Origin of the sequence: Rhizobium mayense, assembly GCF_030272705.1 — a bacterium.
Classification (GTDB): Bacteria; Pseudomonadota; Alphaproteobacteria; order Rhizobiales; family Rhizobiaceae; genus Rhizobium; species Rhizobium mayense.
The window spans coordinates 38,041-53,909 of record NZ_JARFYM010000019.1; the positions used below are offsets into that span (position 1 = coordinate 38,041).

The 15,869-nt window shown below is 59.6% G+C and carries 18 protein-coding genes; 15 read left to right on the forward strand and 3 right to left on the reverse strand.

Annotated elements, in window-relative coordinates; all coding sequences use genetic code 11:
- Positions 1 to 65: 65 nt before the first annotated feature.
- Positions 66 to 1,010: a FliM/FliN family flagellar motor switch protein gene (locus PY649_RS21220; protein WP_285870637.1), complete on the reverse strand. Its 945-nt coding sequence runs from the start codon at positions 1,008 to 1,010 to the stop codon at positions 66 to 68.
- A 5-nt stretch (positions 1,011 to 1,015) separates the two neighbouring features.
- The gene (gene motA / locus PY649_RS21225) at positions 1,016 to 1,888 is read right to left on the reverse strand and encodes a flagellar motor stator protein MotA (RefSeq protein WP_107106981.1); all 873 of its coding nucleotides are present in this window, start codon (positions 1,886 to 1,888) and stop codon (positions 1,016 to 1,018) included.
- Positions 1,889 to 2,115: 227 nt separating this feature from the next.
- Between motA and flgF the strand changes: the two genes are divergently transcribed.
- From flgF to fliP, 13 genes are all read left to right on the forward strand, one after another.
- Positions 2,116 to 2,850 (forward strand): flagellar basal-body rod protein FlgF, encoded by a 735-nt coding sequence (gene flgF, locus PY649_RS21230; protein ID WP_285870638.1) that lies wholly within the window; start codon positions 2,116 to 2,118, stop codon positions 2,848 to 2,850.
- A 12-nt stretch (positions 2,851 to 2,862) separates the two neighbouring features.
- Positions 2,863 to 4,251, forward strand: coding sequence for a flagellar protein export ATPase FliI (gene fliI, locus PY649_RS21235; protein ID WP_285870639.1), 1,389 nt, complete (start codon positions 2,863 to 2,865; stop codon positions 4,249 to 4,251).
- 98 nt (positions 4,252 to 4,349) lie between these two features.
- Entirely contained in the window at positions 4,350 to 4,895 is a 546-nt protein-coding gene (locus tag PY649_RS21240) for a flagellar protein (RefSeq protein ID WP_285870640.1), read from the forward strand.
- A gap of 118 nt (positions 4,896 to 5,013) precedes the next feature.
- The gene (gene flgB, locus PY649_RS21245; RefSeq protein ID WP_285870641.1) at positions 5,014 to 5,406 is read left to right on the forward strand and encodes a flagellar basal body rod protein FlgB; all 393 of its coding nucleotides are present in this window, start codon (positions 5,014 to 5,016) and stop codon (positions 5,404 to 5,406) included.
- 16 nt (positions 5,407 to 5,422) lie between these two features.
- A complete protein-coding gene (gene flgC / locus PY649_RS21250) occupies positions 5,423 to 5,842 on the forward strand; it encodes a flagellar basal body rod protein FlgC (protein WP_285870642.1) in 420 nt (139 codons plus the stop codon).
- Positions 5,839 to 6,189: a flagellar hook-basal body complex protein FliE gene (gene fliE / locus PY649_RS21255; RefSeq protein ID WP_285870643.1), complete on the forward strand. Its 351-nt coding sequence runs from the start codon at positions 5,839 to 5,841 to the stop codon at positions 6,187 to 6,189. The genes flgC and fliE overlap by 4 nt, the downstream gene beginning before the upstream one ends.
- Before the next feature lie 104 nt (positions 6,190 to 6,293).
- Positions 6,294 to 7,082: a flagellar basal-body rod protein FlgG gene (gene flgG, locus PY649_RS21260; protein ID WP_285870644.1), complete on the forward strand. Its 789-nt coding sequence runs from the start codon at positions 6,294 to 6,296 to the stop codon at positions 7,080 to 7,082.
- A gap of 34 nt (positions 7,083 to 7,116) precedes the next feature.
- Positions 7,117 to 7,602 carry a flagellar basal body P-ring formation chaperone FlgA gene (gene flgA / locus PY649_RS21265; protein ID WP_432761387.1) on the forward strand — a complete coding sequence of 162 codons (486 nt, stop codon included), beginning with the start codon at positions 7,117 to 7,119 and terminating at the stop codon, positions 7,600 to 7,602.
- The gene (locus PY649_RS21270; protein WP_285870646.1) at positions 7,599 to 8,717 is read left to right on the forward strand and encodes a flagellar basal body P-ring protein FlgI; all 1,119 of its coding nucleotides are present in this window, start codon (positions 7,599 to 7,601) and stop codon (positions 8,715 to 8,717) included. Before flgA ends, PY649_RS21270 begins: the two co-directional genes overlap by 4 nt.
- The gene (locus PY649_RS21275; RefSeq protein WP_285870647.1) at positions 8,714 to 9,265 is read left to right on the forward strand and encodes a MotE family protein; all 552 of its coding nucleotides are present in this window, start codon (positions 8,714 to 8,716) and stop codon (positions 9,263 to 9,265) included. The genes PY649_RS21270 and PY649_RS21275 overlap by 4 nt, the downstream gene beginning before the upstream one ends.
- Complete coding sequence (flgH, locus tag PY649_RS21280; protein ID WP_285870648.1) at positions 9,262 to 9,975, forward strand: flagellar basal body L-ring protein FlgH; 714 nt, start codon at positions 9,262 to 9,264, stop codon at positions 9,973 to 9,975. The genes PY649_RS21275 and flgH overlap by 4 nt, the downstream gene beginning before the upstream one ends.
- A 44-nt stretch (positions 9,976 to 10,019) precedes the next feature.
- A complete protein-coding gene (locus PY649_RS21285) occupies positions 10,020 to 10,514 on the forward strand; it encodes a flagellar basal body-associated FliL family protein (RefSeq protein WP_285870649.1) in 495 nt (164 codons plus the stop codon).
- Positions 10,511 to 11,269: a flagellar type III secretion system pore protein FliP gene (gene fliP, locus PY649_RS21290; RefSeq protein WP_285870650.1), complete on the forward strand. Its 759-nt coding sequence runs from the start codon at positions 10,511 to 10,513 to the stop codon at positions 11,267 to 11,269. Before PY649_RS21285 ends, fliP begins: the two co-directional genes overlap by 4 nt.
- Before the next feature lie 161 nt (positions 11,270 to 11,430).
- Here fliP and PY649_RS21295 read toward each other — a convergent pair whose 3' ends face one another.
- On the reverse strand, positions 11,431 to 13,374 hold the full coding sequence (locus PY649_RS21295) for an O-linked N-acetylglucosamine transferase, SPINDLY family protein (protein WP_285870651.1): 1,944 nt from the start codon (positions 13,372 to 13,374) through the stop codon (positions 11,431 to 11,433).
- Between the two features lie 333 nt (positions 13,375 to 13,707).
- Between PY649_RS21295 and PY649_RS21300 the strand changes: the two genes are divergently transcribed.
- Positions 13,708 to 14,625 carry a flagellin N-terminal helical domain-containing protein gene (locus PY649_RS21300; RefSeq protein WP_285870652.1) on the forward strand — a complete coding sequence of 306 codons (918 nt, stop codon included), beginning with the start codon at positions 13,708 to 13,710 and terminating at the stop codon, positions 14,623 to 14,625.
- A gap of 255 nt (positions 14,626 to 14,880) precedes the next feature.
- Positions 14,881 to 15,792, forward strand: a complete 912-nt coding sequence (locus PY649_RS21305; protein ID WP_285870653.1) for a flagellin N-terminal helical domain-containing protein — start codon at positions 14,881 to 14,883, stop codon at positions 15,790 to 15,792.
- The last annotated feature ends 77 nt before the right edge of the window (positions 15,793 to 15,869 follow it).

Here is a 15,869-nt window from a genome sequence, read left to right on the forward strand (position 1 = left end):
AATCACTATTCCAGTTGAAACTTGCCTCAAGCTGCCGTGGGTGCGCTGCAGCACCCGCATGCCGGTCAATTCATCAGGTGTCGCAGAAGCTCGTCGTCGGAATTCACATTGTCCTTGACGCGCACCGTGTAATTTTCGCCCGAACGGCCGAATTCGCAGATATACAGGTCCTTGCTGTTGGCACTGACCTCGACGCGGACATCGCCCGTGTCCATGAAGGGTATGACGTCGCCGACGGTGAGCTTGGAAATCGTGTTCAGCGTCAGCGATTGCAGCCGGATGCGGGCTTCGAGCGTCACCTGCGAGCGGCGCACCTGTTCGCTCAGCTGTTCCGTCCATGCTTCCGATGCCGCTGAGGGGTTTTTCGCCCGCGGCGCGGTCACCACGGTCCGCAACAGCACCTGTTGCGGTATGATGACGATGATTTCCGAGACGGTCTTGCCGAGCGAGATCGTCATCGTGATGGCCGCGGCAAATTCGTCGGCCTGGCCGGCGACCGGCTTCGGGCGGTTCTCGATATTGTGGGGCGGCTCCAGGTTGGGCTCGAAGCCACCGGACGCGTTGACAGCCGAGCGCAGCACGTTGGCGATCTTGTCGAACACCATGACAGCGAGATCGAGCTCGATGACCGAAAGCGGCCGCGGAGCGGGTGCTTCGATGGTCTCAGGCAGCGCACCCAGCATGTGCTCCATCAGTGTCATGATGAAGCCCGTGCCGCAGCCAAGAACGAACTTCGGCGCCCAGTTGCGCAGAGAACCGTTCACGAGGGCGCAGTTGGTGCCGAGGCCGGCGATGAGGTCGTCCATCAGCCCCGCCTGGCAGCCAGCATAGGCGACGGATACGTCGAGGCCGGTTTCGCTCTTGATGAAGTCGGGGAGGAATTCGCCGTAGACCTGGCCGAAGGCGGCGGCGAGTTTCCCGACGGTTGCCCCGTCGCCGAGGCCGCCGGTCAGCTTGGCGAAGAGAGCGCGATCCATCGTCTGTACCTTGGCTGCTGATTGCTGGCTCATAATCGTCAAGCCGCCTTGCTCTCACCGCCGGGGTTCATCATTTCCTGCTCGACCGCATCGATGGACGGCCGCTCGTAGGAGGAGATGGTCTTGCGGCCGTATTCGAGCGCCACCTGCGGTACGGACCCGTTCATGTAGGCGAGCAGCGTCTGTTTGACGATTACGTAGAGGCGATGCTGCTTGCTGCGCACCACCTTGATCTGCGACACCAGGGGGGCGCAGACGGAGTAGGAAAGGAGAATGCCGAGGAAGGTGCCGACAAGTGCCGAGCCGATGAGGTGGCCGAGCACTTCGGGCGAATCGTTGATGTGGCTCATGGCCTTGATGACGCCGAGAACGGCGGCGACGATACCGATGGCCGGGAAGGAATCGCCCATGATCGTGATGGCATGATAGGGCTTCATCTTGTCATGCAGGATGGTGTTGATTTCTTCGTCCATCAACGCCTCGATTTCATGCGAGCGAGCATTGCCGATGATGATGAGGCGGACATAGTCGCAGATGAAGGCCGTCAGTTCCTTGTTCTTCAGCACCGTCGGGGCGGCCTGGAAGATCACGGATTCGTCCGGGTTGTCGATGTGCGCTTCGATTTCGTTGCGTGACTTGGTGCGCAGGTCTCGCATCAGCGCATAGAGTACGCCGAGCGTATCCAGATAGTTGCGTTCCTTCGGAACCGAATGCTTGAAGGCTTCGCCCAGCGCCTTGCCGGAATCCTTCACGACCTTCATCGGATTGGCCATGATGAAGCCGCCGATGCCGGCACCTGCGATGATGACAAACTCGAAGGGTTGGAACAGCGCGTCCACATGCCCGCCCATCGCCATGAAGCTGCCAATGATGCAGCCGCAGGTCACTACAAATCCGATAATAATATTCATCGCCAGTCCACACCTGAACGTTGCTTCCTCGGATCAAGTAGGGGACTTGCCTTGCGTGAGGCTGTTCGGCGTGCACCGCACAGGCTTTTCGCGTGTCAGCTTCGCACAAGCCAATGCAGGCAGAGTATCGGGTAAGGGCATCCACGCCCGGCTAACGAAATGTTGGAGCGCCGCAAAATCTGGCGTCTCCTTTCCCGTTATTCTCCAATGTCCGGAGGGCGTTGAAAATGCAGTCTGGTATCTATGTGGCGCTGTCATCGCAGATGGCGCTTGAGCGGCGCCTGACAACGATCGCCGACAACATGGCCAACGTGAACACCACGGGTTTTCGTGGCACCGAGGTCAAGTTCAATCAAGTGCTCAGCAATACCGAAAACAAGCTCAACGCCAAGGTCGCCTTCGTCTCGCAAGGCAATGACTATCTCTCCACCGACAACGGCGAATTGCAAAACACCGGCAATCTCTTCGATTTCGCCGTCAAGGGCGATGCCTGGTTCGGTCTCAACACGCCGGCCGGCCTGGTCCTGACGCGCGACGGCCGCTTTACCATGAGCGAGAGCGGAGCCCTGGTCTCCACCCGCGGCTATCCAGTGCTCGATCCCGGCGGCGCGCCGATCCAGCTCGACCCCGGCGGCGGCGCGCCCAGCGTGTCCTCGGACGGCACGATCGCGCAAAACGGCAAGCAAGTCGGCAAGATCGGCCTCTACAGCGCCGATATCAGCAAGGGCTTCCTGCGCTATGACAATAGCGGCGTATTGCCCACAGACCCGCCGCAGTCCGTCGTCGACCGTTCCAATGTCGGTGTTGCCCAGGGCTATCTCGAAAACTCCAACGTCAACGGCATGCGGGAAATGACCCAGCTGATCGAAGTAAGCCGTGCCTTCGACAATATCTCGACGCTCACGAACAATAGTGAAGGCACCCTCACAGACGCGATCAAGACCCTCGGCGGCAGCCAGTAAGAGGGGCGGATCATGTTCGAGGATGGAATGCCGGAAGGCGCGATGTCGCCGAAGCTTTCACATATGGGCGCGTTGGCCGGGCAATATATGATGGCCGAAAACACGGTCGCCGATGGTGGCCATGTGCGCACCATCGCCGCCGGGCACTATACCGTCGCCGGTCTTTCCAGGCACGTGCGCCTCGGCGAATTCGTGGCCCATCGTTCGGCCACCGGCATCCATCTCGGTGAAGTCGTCCGCGTCGAGCCGGAGCTGACCTATGTCTGTCCGATCGAGCCGGGTGAGCCGATCGGCATTCACGACGTCGTCATCCGCAAGGGCGCCTTCCGCATCGCGCCGTCGGATAGCTGGTGCGGGCGCACGATCAACTCGCTGGGCGAGCCGATTGACGGTCTCGGACCACTGACGGCGGGCACGGTTTCGCGTTCGATCTCCAATACCGCACCACCCTCCATGACGCGCAAACGCGTCGAGACAGGTTTCAAGACCGGCGTGCGCGCAATCGACATTTTCTCACCGCTCTGCCTTGGTCAGCGTCTCGGCATCTTCGCCGGTTCCGGCGTCGGCAAGTCGACACTGCTGTCGATGCTGGCCAGGGCCGATGCTTTCGACAAGGTGGTGATCGCACTGGTCGGCGAACGTGGCCGCGAAGTCCGGGAATTCATAGAGGACACGCTCGGGTCTCACATGCAGAAGTCGATCGCCGTCGTCGCGACCAGCGACGAGAGCCCGATGCTGCGCAAGATGGCGCCGCTATCGGCCATCACCATCGCCGAGCATTTCCGCGATCAGGGCGACAATGTGCTGTTGATCGTCGACAGCGTCACGCGCTTCGCCCACGCCATCCGCGAGGTCGCGACCGCCTCCGGCGAGCCACCGATCGCACGCGGTTATCCGGCCTCCGTCTTCACCGAACTGCCGCGCCTTCTGGAGCGCGCGGGTCCGGGGCCGGAAGGCACAGGCACGATCACCGCGATCATCTCCATCCTCGTCGACGGCGACAATCACAACGATCCGATTGCCGATTCCACCCGCGGTATTCTCGACGGCCATATCGTCCTTCAGCGCAGTCTTGCGGAAGAGGGGCGCTATCCGCCGATTGATCCGCTGGCCTCGGTGTCGCGCTTGGCGCGCAAGGCCTGGACGCCGGATCAGGAAAAGCTGGTTTCACGCCTGAAGGCCCTCGTGCACCGTTTTGAGGAAACCCGAGACCTGCGGCTGATCGGCGGATATCGCCAGGGCGCCGACCCCGATCTCGACATGGCCGTCCGTCAGGTGCCGCTTATCTACGAGATACTCAAACAGACCCCCGGCGAGCGGCCTTCGGCCGATGCCTTCACCGATCTCGCGACCGCCTTGAAAAACGGCCAGGTCGCGGCCGCCCAACCTAGAGCGAGATGAGGTTTCGGCCAAACGCCATTCGCTCCAGTGATTTGATTTCACATGATCCTGTCCGAAACCCCTTCATGATTTCGGAACCGTACCCAGAGAGGCTAGACGTGAGAGAATCCGATGCAGACGAACCGGTCGCTCCGCTGAAGCCGGCGAGAAGGCGGACCTTCACCGACAAGGCCCTGGCGGGCACCGGTCTGCTGCTGGCCGGCATCTCGGCCTTCTTCCCCTGGTATGTATTTTTGAACCCCGACAAATTCGGCATTCATGTTGCCGAGGGCGATCATACCCGTGATCTGCCGAATTGGCCCGGGCGCGAGATCGTCAACGTATCGCCGCTCGCGATGGTCAACAAGAACCCGAATGCGCCTAAGGAGATGATTCCCGATCCGCTGACGACGGCAACGACCAGCAGTCTCGGGGCTGAGGACGACAAGGGCCCGGCGGCAGAGGATCAGCCGTTCCCCGGCAAATCACCGTTCCATCTGCTGCACGTCGCAAACGGCCGGGCGCTGATCGAGGATGACACCGGCATGTATGTCGTGCGGGTCGGCTCGATCCTTCCAGATAACAGCCGTCTGGCGACGATCGAGCAGCGTGACGGAAAGTGGGTCATCGTCACGTCGACGGGCGATGTCTACGGCCATGACTGAGTGCCCGCAATCGCCTGTGTACCAAGCTTCTTAAAGACTTTAGCAAGAACGCATTCCCCGCAAGTCCCACGCAAGATTATCCCTCTAGGGTCCCTGCTGTAAGAACGGAGAGAAGCCTATGCAACCCATTCAGCTCTTTGACCTGGCCTCGCGGCAAGCCGAGTGGCTCCAGGTTCGTCAGGAGGTCGTTGCCGGCAACATCGCCAATGCCAATACACCGAAGTACCGCTCCAAGGACGTCACGCCGTTTCAAGCCGTTCTCGATAACCAGAATATCGGCATGGCGAAGACCAACCCGGCGCATTTCTCGGGCAATGAATTCAGTGAGACCGGCGACGTCAATGTCGAAGAGGCCTCGCTCAACCAGGAAATCGGCGTCCAGGAGTCGGGTAACACCGTCGGCCTGGAAGACGAGCTCTCCAAATCCGGCGACATTCAGCGCCAGTACGGTTTGAACACCGCGCTGGTCAGCTCCTTTCATCGCATGATGTTGATGACCGTAAAACAATAGATGAAGTGAAGATGTTATGGATCCTTTATCAGCCGCATTGAAGATTGCGGGCTCCGGCCTTGAGGCGCAATCGACCCGCCTGCGTGTTGTCTCCGAAAATATTGCCAATGCCCGCTCGACCGGCGACACTCCCGGCTCCGATCCCTATCGCCGCAAGACCGTGACCTTCGGCGCCGAGGTCGATCGCGCCAATGGCGTGACCACGGTCGGGGTGAAGAAGATGGGCGAAGACACCGGCAAGTTCATCGAGGAATACGACCCAGACAATCCGGCGGCGGACACGAAGGGCTACGTCAAGATGCCCAACGTCAACATTCTCGTCGAAATGGCCGATATGCGCGAAGCCAATCGTTCCTACGAAGCCAATCTGCAAACAGTCAAGCAGTCGCGCGATCTCATCAACTCCACCATTGATCTCTTGAAGAATGCACAATGATTGACGCTATCAAGAATGTCGCCTCTCTCTCAGCAGTCCGCGGTCTCGGCAGCATCGCCACGGACCAGAGCTCCTCTTCGACCAACGCACTGGCGCCGACGCCGGGAACGACGCTTGGGAACGCGACGGGAGCCAGCTTCGCCTCGGTCATGTCAAACGTGGCGAAAGACTCCATCAACACGCTGAAGGAAGCCGAAAGCGCCTCCTTCGCCGGCATCAAGGGCACGATGAGCACCCGCGAAGTGGTCGACAAGGTCATGCAGGCGGATCAGACGCTGCAGACGGCGATTGCGCTGCGCGACAAGGTGGTCAGCGCCTTTCTCGATATTACGAAAATGCAGATTTAGGGCGGGTTGCCTCGCTCCCGCTCCCATTATTTGATTTGGCATGATCTTATTGAAAAGCTGCTTGGCGGCTTTCGAGGTTATGCCCTAGCTCGAAGGACGAAGGCATGAGAGCGCTCGCTATTGCCGCGACAGGCATGGACGCCCAGCAGACCAATCTCGAAGTGATCGCGAACAACATCGCGAACATCAATACGACGGGCTACAAGCGTTCCCGCGCTGAGTTCTCCGACCTTTTGTACCAGACCGAACGCGCCAAAGGCATTTCCAACCGACCGAACCAGGCGGTGGTCCCGGAAGGTGCCAATATCGGCCTCGGCGTACAGACGACGGCGGTCCGCAACATCCAGATCCAGGGCGAACTGTCGCAGACGCAGAACGATCTCGACGTTGCGCTGGTCGGCCGCGGCTGGTTCCAGATCCAGATGCCGGACGGCACGACGGCCTATACGCGGGCAGGCTCGTTCAACAAGAGCGACACCGGCCAGATCGTCACGGCCGACGGCAATGTATTGCAGCCGGGCATCACGATCCCGCCCAACGCCAGCAACATCGTCATCAACGAATCCGGCCAGGTTTCGGCAACGATCGGCACCGCGACAACGCCGACCGTTCTCGGGCAGCTTCAGATCGCCAACTTCGTCAACGAAGCCGGTTTGCAGCCGATGGGAAGCAACCTCTTCACCCAGACGCCGGCCTCCGGCGATCCCGTCGTGTCCGATCCCAATACGAACGGCTACGCATACATGAAGCAAGGCTATCTGGAATCGTCGAACGTCGATCCGGTCAAGGAAATCACCGACCTGATCAGCGCGCAGCGTGCCTATGAGATGAATTCCAAGGTCATCACCACCGCCGACGACATGGCGCAGATCGTCAGCAAAGATCTGAAGTAAACGAGAGGACGGGCCGAACATGAGGTTTCGCCGGATGAAAAGCTTAGCAATGGCCTGGCTCGCCGCAGCGAGCCTCTCCGTCATGTTCGTGTCGGCCGCGCCCGCCGGTGCAACGGGTGCCGACGCAACGAGTCTCGGGACCGCCGTCGTGCCGACCGAGGTGATCTATCCCGGCGATATCATCAGCAGCGGCCAGCTCGAAGAGGTCGACGTCACCAATCCGAACCTCACCGGCGACTACGCCAAGGCGATCCGGGAGGTGACGGGCATGGTGTCGAAACGCACGCTTCTGCCAGGCCGAACCATCTCGATTTCCGCTCTGCGCGAACCCTATGCGGTGACGCGCGGCTCCAATGTCCGCCTGGTCATGAACATGGGCAGCATGACGATCACCGCGGCCGGGACGCCGCTGGATGACGGGGCTGTCGGCGACAGCGTGCGTGCCCGCAATCTGGACTCCGGCATCATCGTCAACGGCACTGTTCTCGAAAACGGCACCATCCGAGTGGTCGCAAAATGAGAAGACTTCGTCATCTTCTTGCCGTCTTGCTGGCGTTGCCCAGCTTGGTCGTCGGCAATCCAGCCCTGGCGATGCAGTCGCGCATCAAGGACATCGCCTCATTGCAGGCCGGACGCGACAACCAGTTGATCGGTTATGGTCTGATCGTCGGCCTCCAGGGGACCGGCGATGGTCTGCGTTCCTCGCCATTTACCGAACAGTCCATGCGCGCGATGCTGCAGAATCTCGGCATTTCGACGCAGGGCGGCCAGTCTGCCGCCAAGAATACCGCCGCCGTCATGGTGACCACCAACCTGCCGCCCTTCGCAAGCCCCGGCAGCCGCATCGACGTCACGGTCAGTTCGCTGGGCGACGCAACGTCGCTGCGAGGCGGCACGTTGATCATGACTTCGCTCAGCGGTGCCGACGGACAGATCTATGCCGTGGCGCAGGGGTCGGTCATCGTCTCGGGCTTCCAGGCACAAGGGGCGGCCGCCAGCGTTACCGAAGGCACCACGACCGCCGGCCGCGTGCCGGGCGGCGCCATCATCGAGCGCGAACTGCCCTCGCGCTTCAAGGATTCCGTCAATCTCGTCCTGCAGTTGCGCAATCCGGATTTCTCTACATCGATCCGCATCGCCGATACCGTCAATGCCTGGGCAACCTCCCATTACGGCGCTCCGATCGCCGAAGCCAAGGATTCGCAGGAGGTCGCGATCGCAAAGCCGAAAATGGCGGACCTGACACGGCTGATGGCGGATCTCGAAAATCTCGACGTCCAGACCGATACCCCGGCCAAGGTGGTTATCAACGAACGCACCGGAACGATCGTCATCGGCGCCGATGTCCGTGTTTCGCCGGTCGCTGTCAGTTACGGAACTCTGACGGTGCAGGTCAGCGAGAACCCGCAGGTGATCCAGCCGGAACCCTTCTCGAATGGGCAGACCGCCATTCAAGACCAGACGGATATCACGGCAACCAAGAGCGGTGGCCGCGTCGCCGTGCTCGAAGGGCCTGACTTGAAAACGCTGGTCTCCGGGCTGAACAATATCGGCGTCAAGCCCGACGGCATCATCGCAATCCTGCAAGGCATCAAATCGGCCGGCGCGCTGCAAGCGGAGCTCGTTCTGCAATGATATCGATCGTTATCGCCAAGAAAATGTTGACGTCCTGCCGTGTTGCGGCGGTGCCCGCCATGACTGCATTGCTGCTGTCGGCCTATGCCACGGCGGCGCAGGAGGCGCCGAAGCCGGTCGTCGACCCTGCATCCAGCCAGGATGAAATCAGACAGTTCTGCACCAATATCGCCGATCCTGCCCGCGACCAGCGCTATCTGTTGCAGAAGCAGGAACTTGAAAAGTTGCAGGCCGATGTCAATCAACGCATCGCCACCATGGATCAGCGCAAGGCGGAATACGAAGACTGGCTGAAGCGGCGCGACGATTTCCTGAAGACCGCCGATTCCGGTCTGGTCGACATCTACAAGAACATGAAGCCGGATGCGGCGGCGGCAAGCCTTGACCAGGTGAAAGTCACCGTGGCCGCCGCGATCATCATGAAGCTCTCGCCGCGCCAGTCGAGTCTTATTCTGGCGGAGATGGATGCGCAGAAAGCCGCTGTTGTCACCAACATCATCTCCAGCGCGTCCGATCCGAATACATCGAAGTCGAAGGACCCCTCATGAACATGCGTCTTACGGCCACGTGCGCAGTCGTCGTTTTCCTCGCCGGTTGTCAGTCGCAGGCTCTTAGGGAAATCGGCAGGGCGCCTGCCATGAGCCCGATCGGCAGCGGCCTGCAATATGCGCAGACGCCGCAGATGCTGCAGTATCCGAAGCGGCCGCATCAGGTGGCGCAAGGCTACTCGCTGTGGAACGATTCGCAGGCGGCCCTTTTCAAGGATGCGCGCGCCCTCAATGTCGGCGATATCCTGACGGTCAATATCTCGATCAACGACAAGGCCAATTGGGATAACGAGACCAATCGCAGTCGCACGAACAAGAGCGACTTGAACTGGAACGTCACGGCCAAGATCTTTGGTTGGCAGCCGAGCACCAATGCCGACGCAACCTCCGGCTCCGACACCAGCACCGACGCCAAGGGCAAAATGCAGCGCTCCGAGCAGATCACTTTGCTTGTCGCTGCCGTCGTCACCGGCGTTCTCGAGAACGGCAATCTGATGATCAGCGGCTCCCAGGAAGTGCGGATGAACCAGGAGATTCGAATCCTGAACGTCGCCGGCATCGTCCGGCCGCAGGACGTCACGTCTGATAACACGATCTCCTACGACAAGATCGCGGAAGCGCGCATCTCCTACGGCGGCCGCGGCCGTCTGACTGAAATACAGCAGCCGCCGCGCGGGCAGCAGGCGGTCGATCTGCTGTCGCCGCTCTGACGGACGGACAGTGCGCGGCATTTTGTTAACAGGCGGATAGAGACATGGCAGCAGCTGCAGACGCACCGGCAAAGGGCAAGGGATCGCCGCTGATCATGATGATTGCCGGCCTGGTGGTCTTGACGGTCCTTGGAGGCGGCGGCGGCTGGTTCCTCGGCACCATGATCACGCCGAAGATCAAGACGGCAACTGCCGCGGTACAGGCCGCTCCGCAGAGCCCAACCGGCGAAAAACAGGCCGCGGCGGCCGCGGAAGCGAACGGCATCGTCCAGCTCGATCCGATCACCACCAATCTTGCCTATCCGTCGCAAAACTGGATCAGGCTGGAAATCGCGTTGATGTTCAAGGGCCCGCCGGACCAGCAGCTCGCGGAGGCCATCCATCAGGATATTCTCGCCTATGTCCGCACCGTCTCCCTGCAACAGATCGAGGGTCCGCGCGGCTTCCAATATCTTCGGGATGACATTCAGGAACGTGTTGACCTCCGCTCGGAAGGACGGGTATCGAAAGTTATGTTCAGAACTTTCGTGATCGAATGATTCGATTATTACTTGCTTTGTTAATATTAGTGTTTGCTGCATTTTCGCCTGAACTGGCGATGGCGCAGCAATTGCCGCAGCAATTCCCGACGGATCTCCTGAACGTCCCGGTGAACGGGTCTGTTGCTGCCTGGATCATTCGCACTTTTGGGCTGCTGACGATCCTGTCGATTGCGCCCGGCATCCTCATCATGGTGACGAGTTTTCCGCGATTCATCATCGCGTTCTCGATCCTGCGTTCGGGCATGGGCCTGTCGACCACGCCGTCGAACATGATCCTGCTCAGCCTCGCCTTGTTCATGACCTTCTACGTCATGTCGCCGACCTTCGATCAGGCCTGGAAAGACGGCGCGCAGCCGCTGCTTGCCAATCAGATTTCGGAAGCAGATGCGGTTCAGCGCATCGCGGAGCCTTTCCGCACCTTCATGTCCAACAACACGCGCGACAAGGACATCAAGCTCTTCGTCGATCTGGCGCAGGAGCGTGGGCAGACGGTGGTGGTCGACAACAAGATCGATTATCGCGTGCTGATCCCCGCCTTCATGATCTCGGAAATCCGCCGCGGTTTTGAAATCGGCTTTCTGGTTGTTCTGCCGTTCCTGGTCATCGACCTGATCGTTTCCACCATCGTCATGGCGATGGGCATGATGATGCTGCCGCCGACATCGATCTCGCTGCCCTTCAAGATCCTGTTCTTCGTGCTGATCGACGGCTGGAACCTGCTGGTCGGCAGCCTTGTGCGCTCGTTCCATTAGAGCGCCGTGCGTTCATTTGAACGCGCAAAGGTCGCTCTAGTCATTTGAATCCAGTGCATCTAATCCGGTTGCAGATGATTCCACCTGAAAGCGGGATACTCTGATCGCCAGCCGCCGGCGTGACAGTCATCGGGAGCGGAGTTCCCGATGACTAGAAATCCTTATTCCGCGGCGATCACCGCTGTATTTTGGCCTTCCATCAGGAATGGTTCGGTACGCGCCGGCAGCGCCGGCACGTCCATGTGATCCGGGCCGAGGCCCTTCCTGGCGCGTCCGACCATCATTTCGTAGGCCGTCTCCAGGTGATGGGTGAAGCGCTCGGCGTCAAAGAGCGGCATTATGTAGCGATTGACGGCCAATGTTTCCTTGAACGCGGCAATGCGCTCCGGCTGGCTGGCGAGTTCCACGGCCATATCTTCATAGGCCTGGACATCGGCGGCCACCAGTTCCGGCACGCCGATGGCGGTAAGCAGGCTTTCGCTGACGCGTGAGGCGAAGTTCGTGCCCCTTATGGTGAGAACCGGCAAACCGCCCCAGAGCTGTTCCGAGGTCGTCGTATGGCCGTTCACGGGGAAGGTATCGAGACCGAGATCGGCAAGTTGCTGGCGATCGATGTGATCCTCGTACTGGATACGGGTCGTGAAGACGATGCGCTTGCGGTTGATGCCGCGCGCCTCGAGGCGTGCCCAGAGATTGGCCTCCGCGCGAGGACCGTTGCAGAGCAGCCAGAGCACACTGTTCTTGGTGCGCTTCAGGATGTTGCACCAGACATCGATCATGTGTGAGGTGATCTTGCGGTTGCCATTGAACGAGGCGAACACGAAGGCATCTTCCGGCAGTTCGTGCTGTGCGCGGGTCGTCGGCCGCGGCTTCGGACGATACAGTGGGTCGTTCGGCTGATAGCATTCGGGCAGGCGGCAAAACTTCTCGTGGAAATGCGGTTTGGAATGGTCCGGCAGGACGTAGGGGTCGCCGATGATGTAGTCGAGGTCGATATTGATCGCCGAGCCTGGAAAACCGAGCCAGGCCGTCTGGATCGGCGCAGCCATATGGTTGAGTATGCGGACGCGGCTATCCTTGGTGTGTCCTTTGAGATCCACCAGGATGTCGATCCCACGGGCGCGAATTGCGTCTGCCGCTGCCTGGTCTGAAAGGCTGCGGATATCGACCATGGTGCCCCACCTCGAATAATCGAATTCTTCCTTGCGCTGTGACGCCAAGGGCGAATGGTCGAAGAGGGTAATCTCGAATCGATTCCTGTCGTGCAGTTCCAATATCCGCTGCAGGAGCTTCATTGTCGCGTGGCTCGGCCAGAAGTCCGATGAGAGATAGCCAATGCGAATCTTGTCGGCCCAGGTATGCGGTGCCTTGCGGCGCGCCACAGCGTGTCCGGCGGGCAGCGACACCGTGTCGTGTACCGCAAACTTGTTGATCGCCTCGTCGCCGCACCAGTGCAGATGGAAGAAGGGATTGTCCGGTCTGACATAGTCAAGGTTGCCCTTGGCGAGCGAAGCGAGAACCGGCGCCATGTGCTTGTCAACCATTGCGAGATCGGAAAATTCGCGGGCAAAGATCAAATAGAGCGTGCGAAAGATGATGTTGTCGGGATGCTTCTTGAACAGCGTGATGACGATGTGCCGATTGCCCTCGTCATAAAGATTGTCGGTCAACAGCTTAGCGGCCATCATCCGATGTTTGAGCTCCGGTCCCTCGACGAGGACCGTCTTGAAGCCGACCAGCAAATCCCTTTGCTGACGGCTCAGAAAGATGCTGGAAAGCGCATAGGCAAGCTCCGGATCCTTGAGCGCCTGAGGCAGGATCAAGTTTCCGATCGAAAGCGTAGCGTCCTCGTCGCCGCTGGCGAAATGCAGCAGCAAGGCTTCCCGCAGGTAGTCTTCACGGTAAGGCTTTTGCCTGCCCGCCAGTTCATACGATTTCGCCGCGTCCGAATTGAAACCGAGCTTGAGCAGCGTCTTTGCGAGCAGCGCATAGGTCTTCGGCGATGTATCGACATTGAGCAACTCGTTCAGTGTTTCGAGCGCGCGCGTATATTGCCCCTTTTGATAGAGGCTGGACGCTGTCGCAAAGGCGTTTTTCGTATTCACGAGCGAGGACTCCGAGCGAACGTTGAACAGCCTCCGGCAAAGGGCCGAGGACCGTCATCATGGATTCGCGGAATAATCGCTTGCGTAGCTTGCCTGAAACCGAAGCACTGGTGACACCATACCTTTACGCCTCGTTAGCTAAGTTCCGGCTGGCTGTTTTCGTGGCGCCTGTGTTTAAGAAATTCGCAAGTAATGCATGCGAGTTTACCTGCGACATGACGGGTTTGGTCCGCTAGGAAATGGGGCCGAGGAGCATGAAGCCGCTCCGTCATCGCCGGTATTTGAAGTCCGGTATGTCCTCCATTTCGTATTCAGTTTCCAGGGGACACACTCATGACCAGCATTGTAACCAACAATTCCGCTATGGCCGCTTTGCAGACGCTGCAAGGCATCCAAAACAACCTCCAGAACACGCAGAACGCCGTTTCGTCCGGCCTGCGCATCTCCAAGGCTTCCGATAACGCCGCCTATTGGTCGATCGCCACCACGATGAAGTCCGACGACAGCGCCCTCGGCGCCGTTTCCGACGCCCTCGGCCTCGGTGCCGCCAAGGTTGACACGGCTTCCACCGCTGTCACCAGCTCAATCGATATCGTCAGCCAGATCAAGTCCAAGCTTGTCACCGCCATGGAAGGCTCGGTTGACAAGGGTCAGGTTCAGGAAGAAATCGGCCAGCTGCAGCAGCAGCTCGAGAGCGTCGCTCAGTCCGCTTCGTTCAACGGCGAAAACTGGGTCATGGCTGCCAGCGGCGACTCCGCCTCGGTCGTTTCGTCCTTCATCCGTGGCACCAACGGCAGCGTTTCGGTCAGCACGACCTCCTACAAATTCGACACCGGCGCAACGGGCAACGTGCTGTTCGGCGCGAATGGAGGTTCGATCACGACCTCTTCGGGTATTCTCGGTACCCAGACGACCATCGGCGGCAGCCAGTTCTCTGTCTTCAGCCTCAACATCACCGGCATGACCTCCGGCGAAATCTCCAGCGCCCTGAACATGGTCCAGACCGCTCTGAACTCCATGACCAGCATGGGTTCGAAGCTCGGCTCGATCTCCAGCCGTATCGATCTGCAGACGAACTTCGCTTCGTCGCTGTCCAGCTCGATCGAATCGGGCGTTGGCAAGCTCGTCGATGCCAACATGGAGCAGGAATCGAGCAAGCTCTCTGCTCTGCAGACGCAGCAGCAGCTGGCTATCCAGTCGCTCTCGATCGCAAACTCCTCGACCCAGTCGATCCTGTCGCTGTTCCGTTAAGAAGAAAGACTGGCGCCCGACGCCGGCCGAATTTCTAAACAATAAGTTAACCGCGCCTCCCTAAGGCGCGGTTTTTTTTATATTTTTATGCCAGGGCCGGTTCAGGTTTTCTTAACTATATTGCTGTTTTCTAAGACCATTGAAACGGCGAGTTAACCTTAACAGATTGGGTTAACAGGCATGATGCTGAGTGCCGTTACCGGTTTTTAGGTCCGGAATGTCCCTTATCAACCGCTGCCAAAGGGGCAAAATATTATGACGAGCATCCTTACCAACAACGCCGCAATGGCCGCCCTGCAGACGCTGCGCGGCATCAGCTCCGACCTGCAGAGCACGCAGAACGCCGTTTCGTCTGGTCTGCGCATCTCCAAGGCTTCCGATAACGCCGCCTATTGGTCGATCGCCACCACGATGAAGTCCGACAACAGCGCTATCGGCGCCGTTTCCGACGCCCTTGGTCTCGGTGCCGCCAAGGTCGACACGGCAACCACCGCTGTCACCAGCGCCCTCGACATCGTCAGCCAGATCAAGTCCAAGCTTGTCACTGCCATGGAAGGCTCGGTTGACAAGGGTCAGGTCCAGGAAGAAATCGGCCAGCTGCAGCAGCAGCTCGAGAGCGTCGCTCAGTCCGCTTCGTTCAACGGCGAAAACTGGGTTGTGGCTGCCAGCGGCGACTCCGCCTCGGTCGTTTCGTCCTTCATCCGCGGCACCAACGGCACCGTTTCGGTCAGCACGACCTCCTACAAGTTCGACTCCAGCGCAACCGGCAACGTTCTGTTCGGCTCGAATTCCGGCACGATCGAAACCACATCCGGCATTCTCGGCACCGTGGATAGCACGGTCGGCGCCTCGGTCTTCAGTCTCGACATCACCGGCATGACCGGCGGGCAGATTTCCAGCGCCCTCAACATGGTTCAGACCGCTCTGAACTCCATGACCAGCATGGGTTCGCGTCTCGGCTCGATCTCGACCCGTATCGACCTGCAGACAACCTTTGCTTCCTCGCTCTCCGATGCGATCCAGTCGGGCGTTGGCAAGCTCGTCGATGCCAACATGGAAGCGGAATCGAGCAAGCTCTCTGCTCTGCAGACGCAGCAGCAGCTGGCCGTCCAGTCGCTCTCGATCGCCAACTCCTCGACCCAGAACATCCTGTCGTTGTTCCGTTAATAGGAAGAACCGGCGCGCGTCGCGCCGGCCGAAATTCCGAACCAGCAGACCAACCGCGCTTTCCCAAGAGGCGCGGT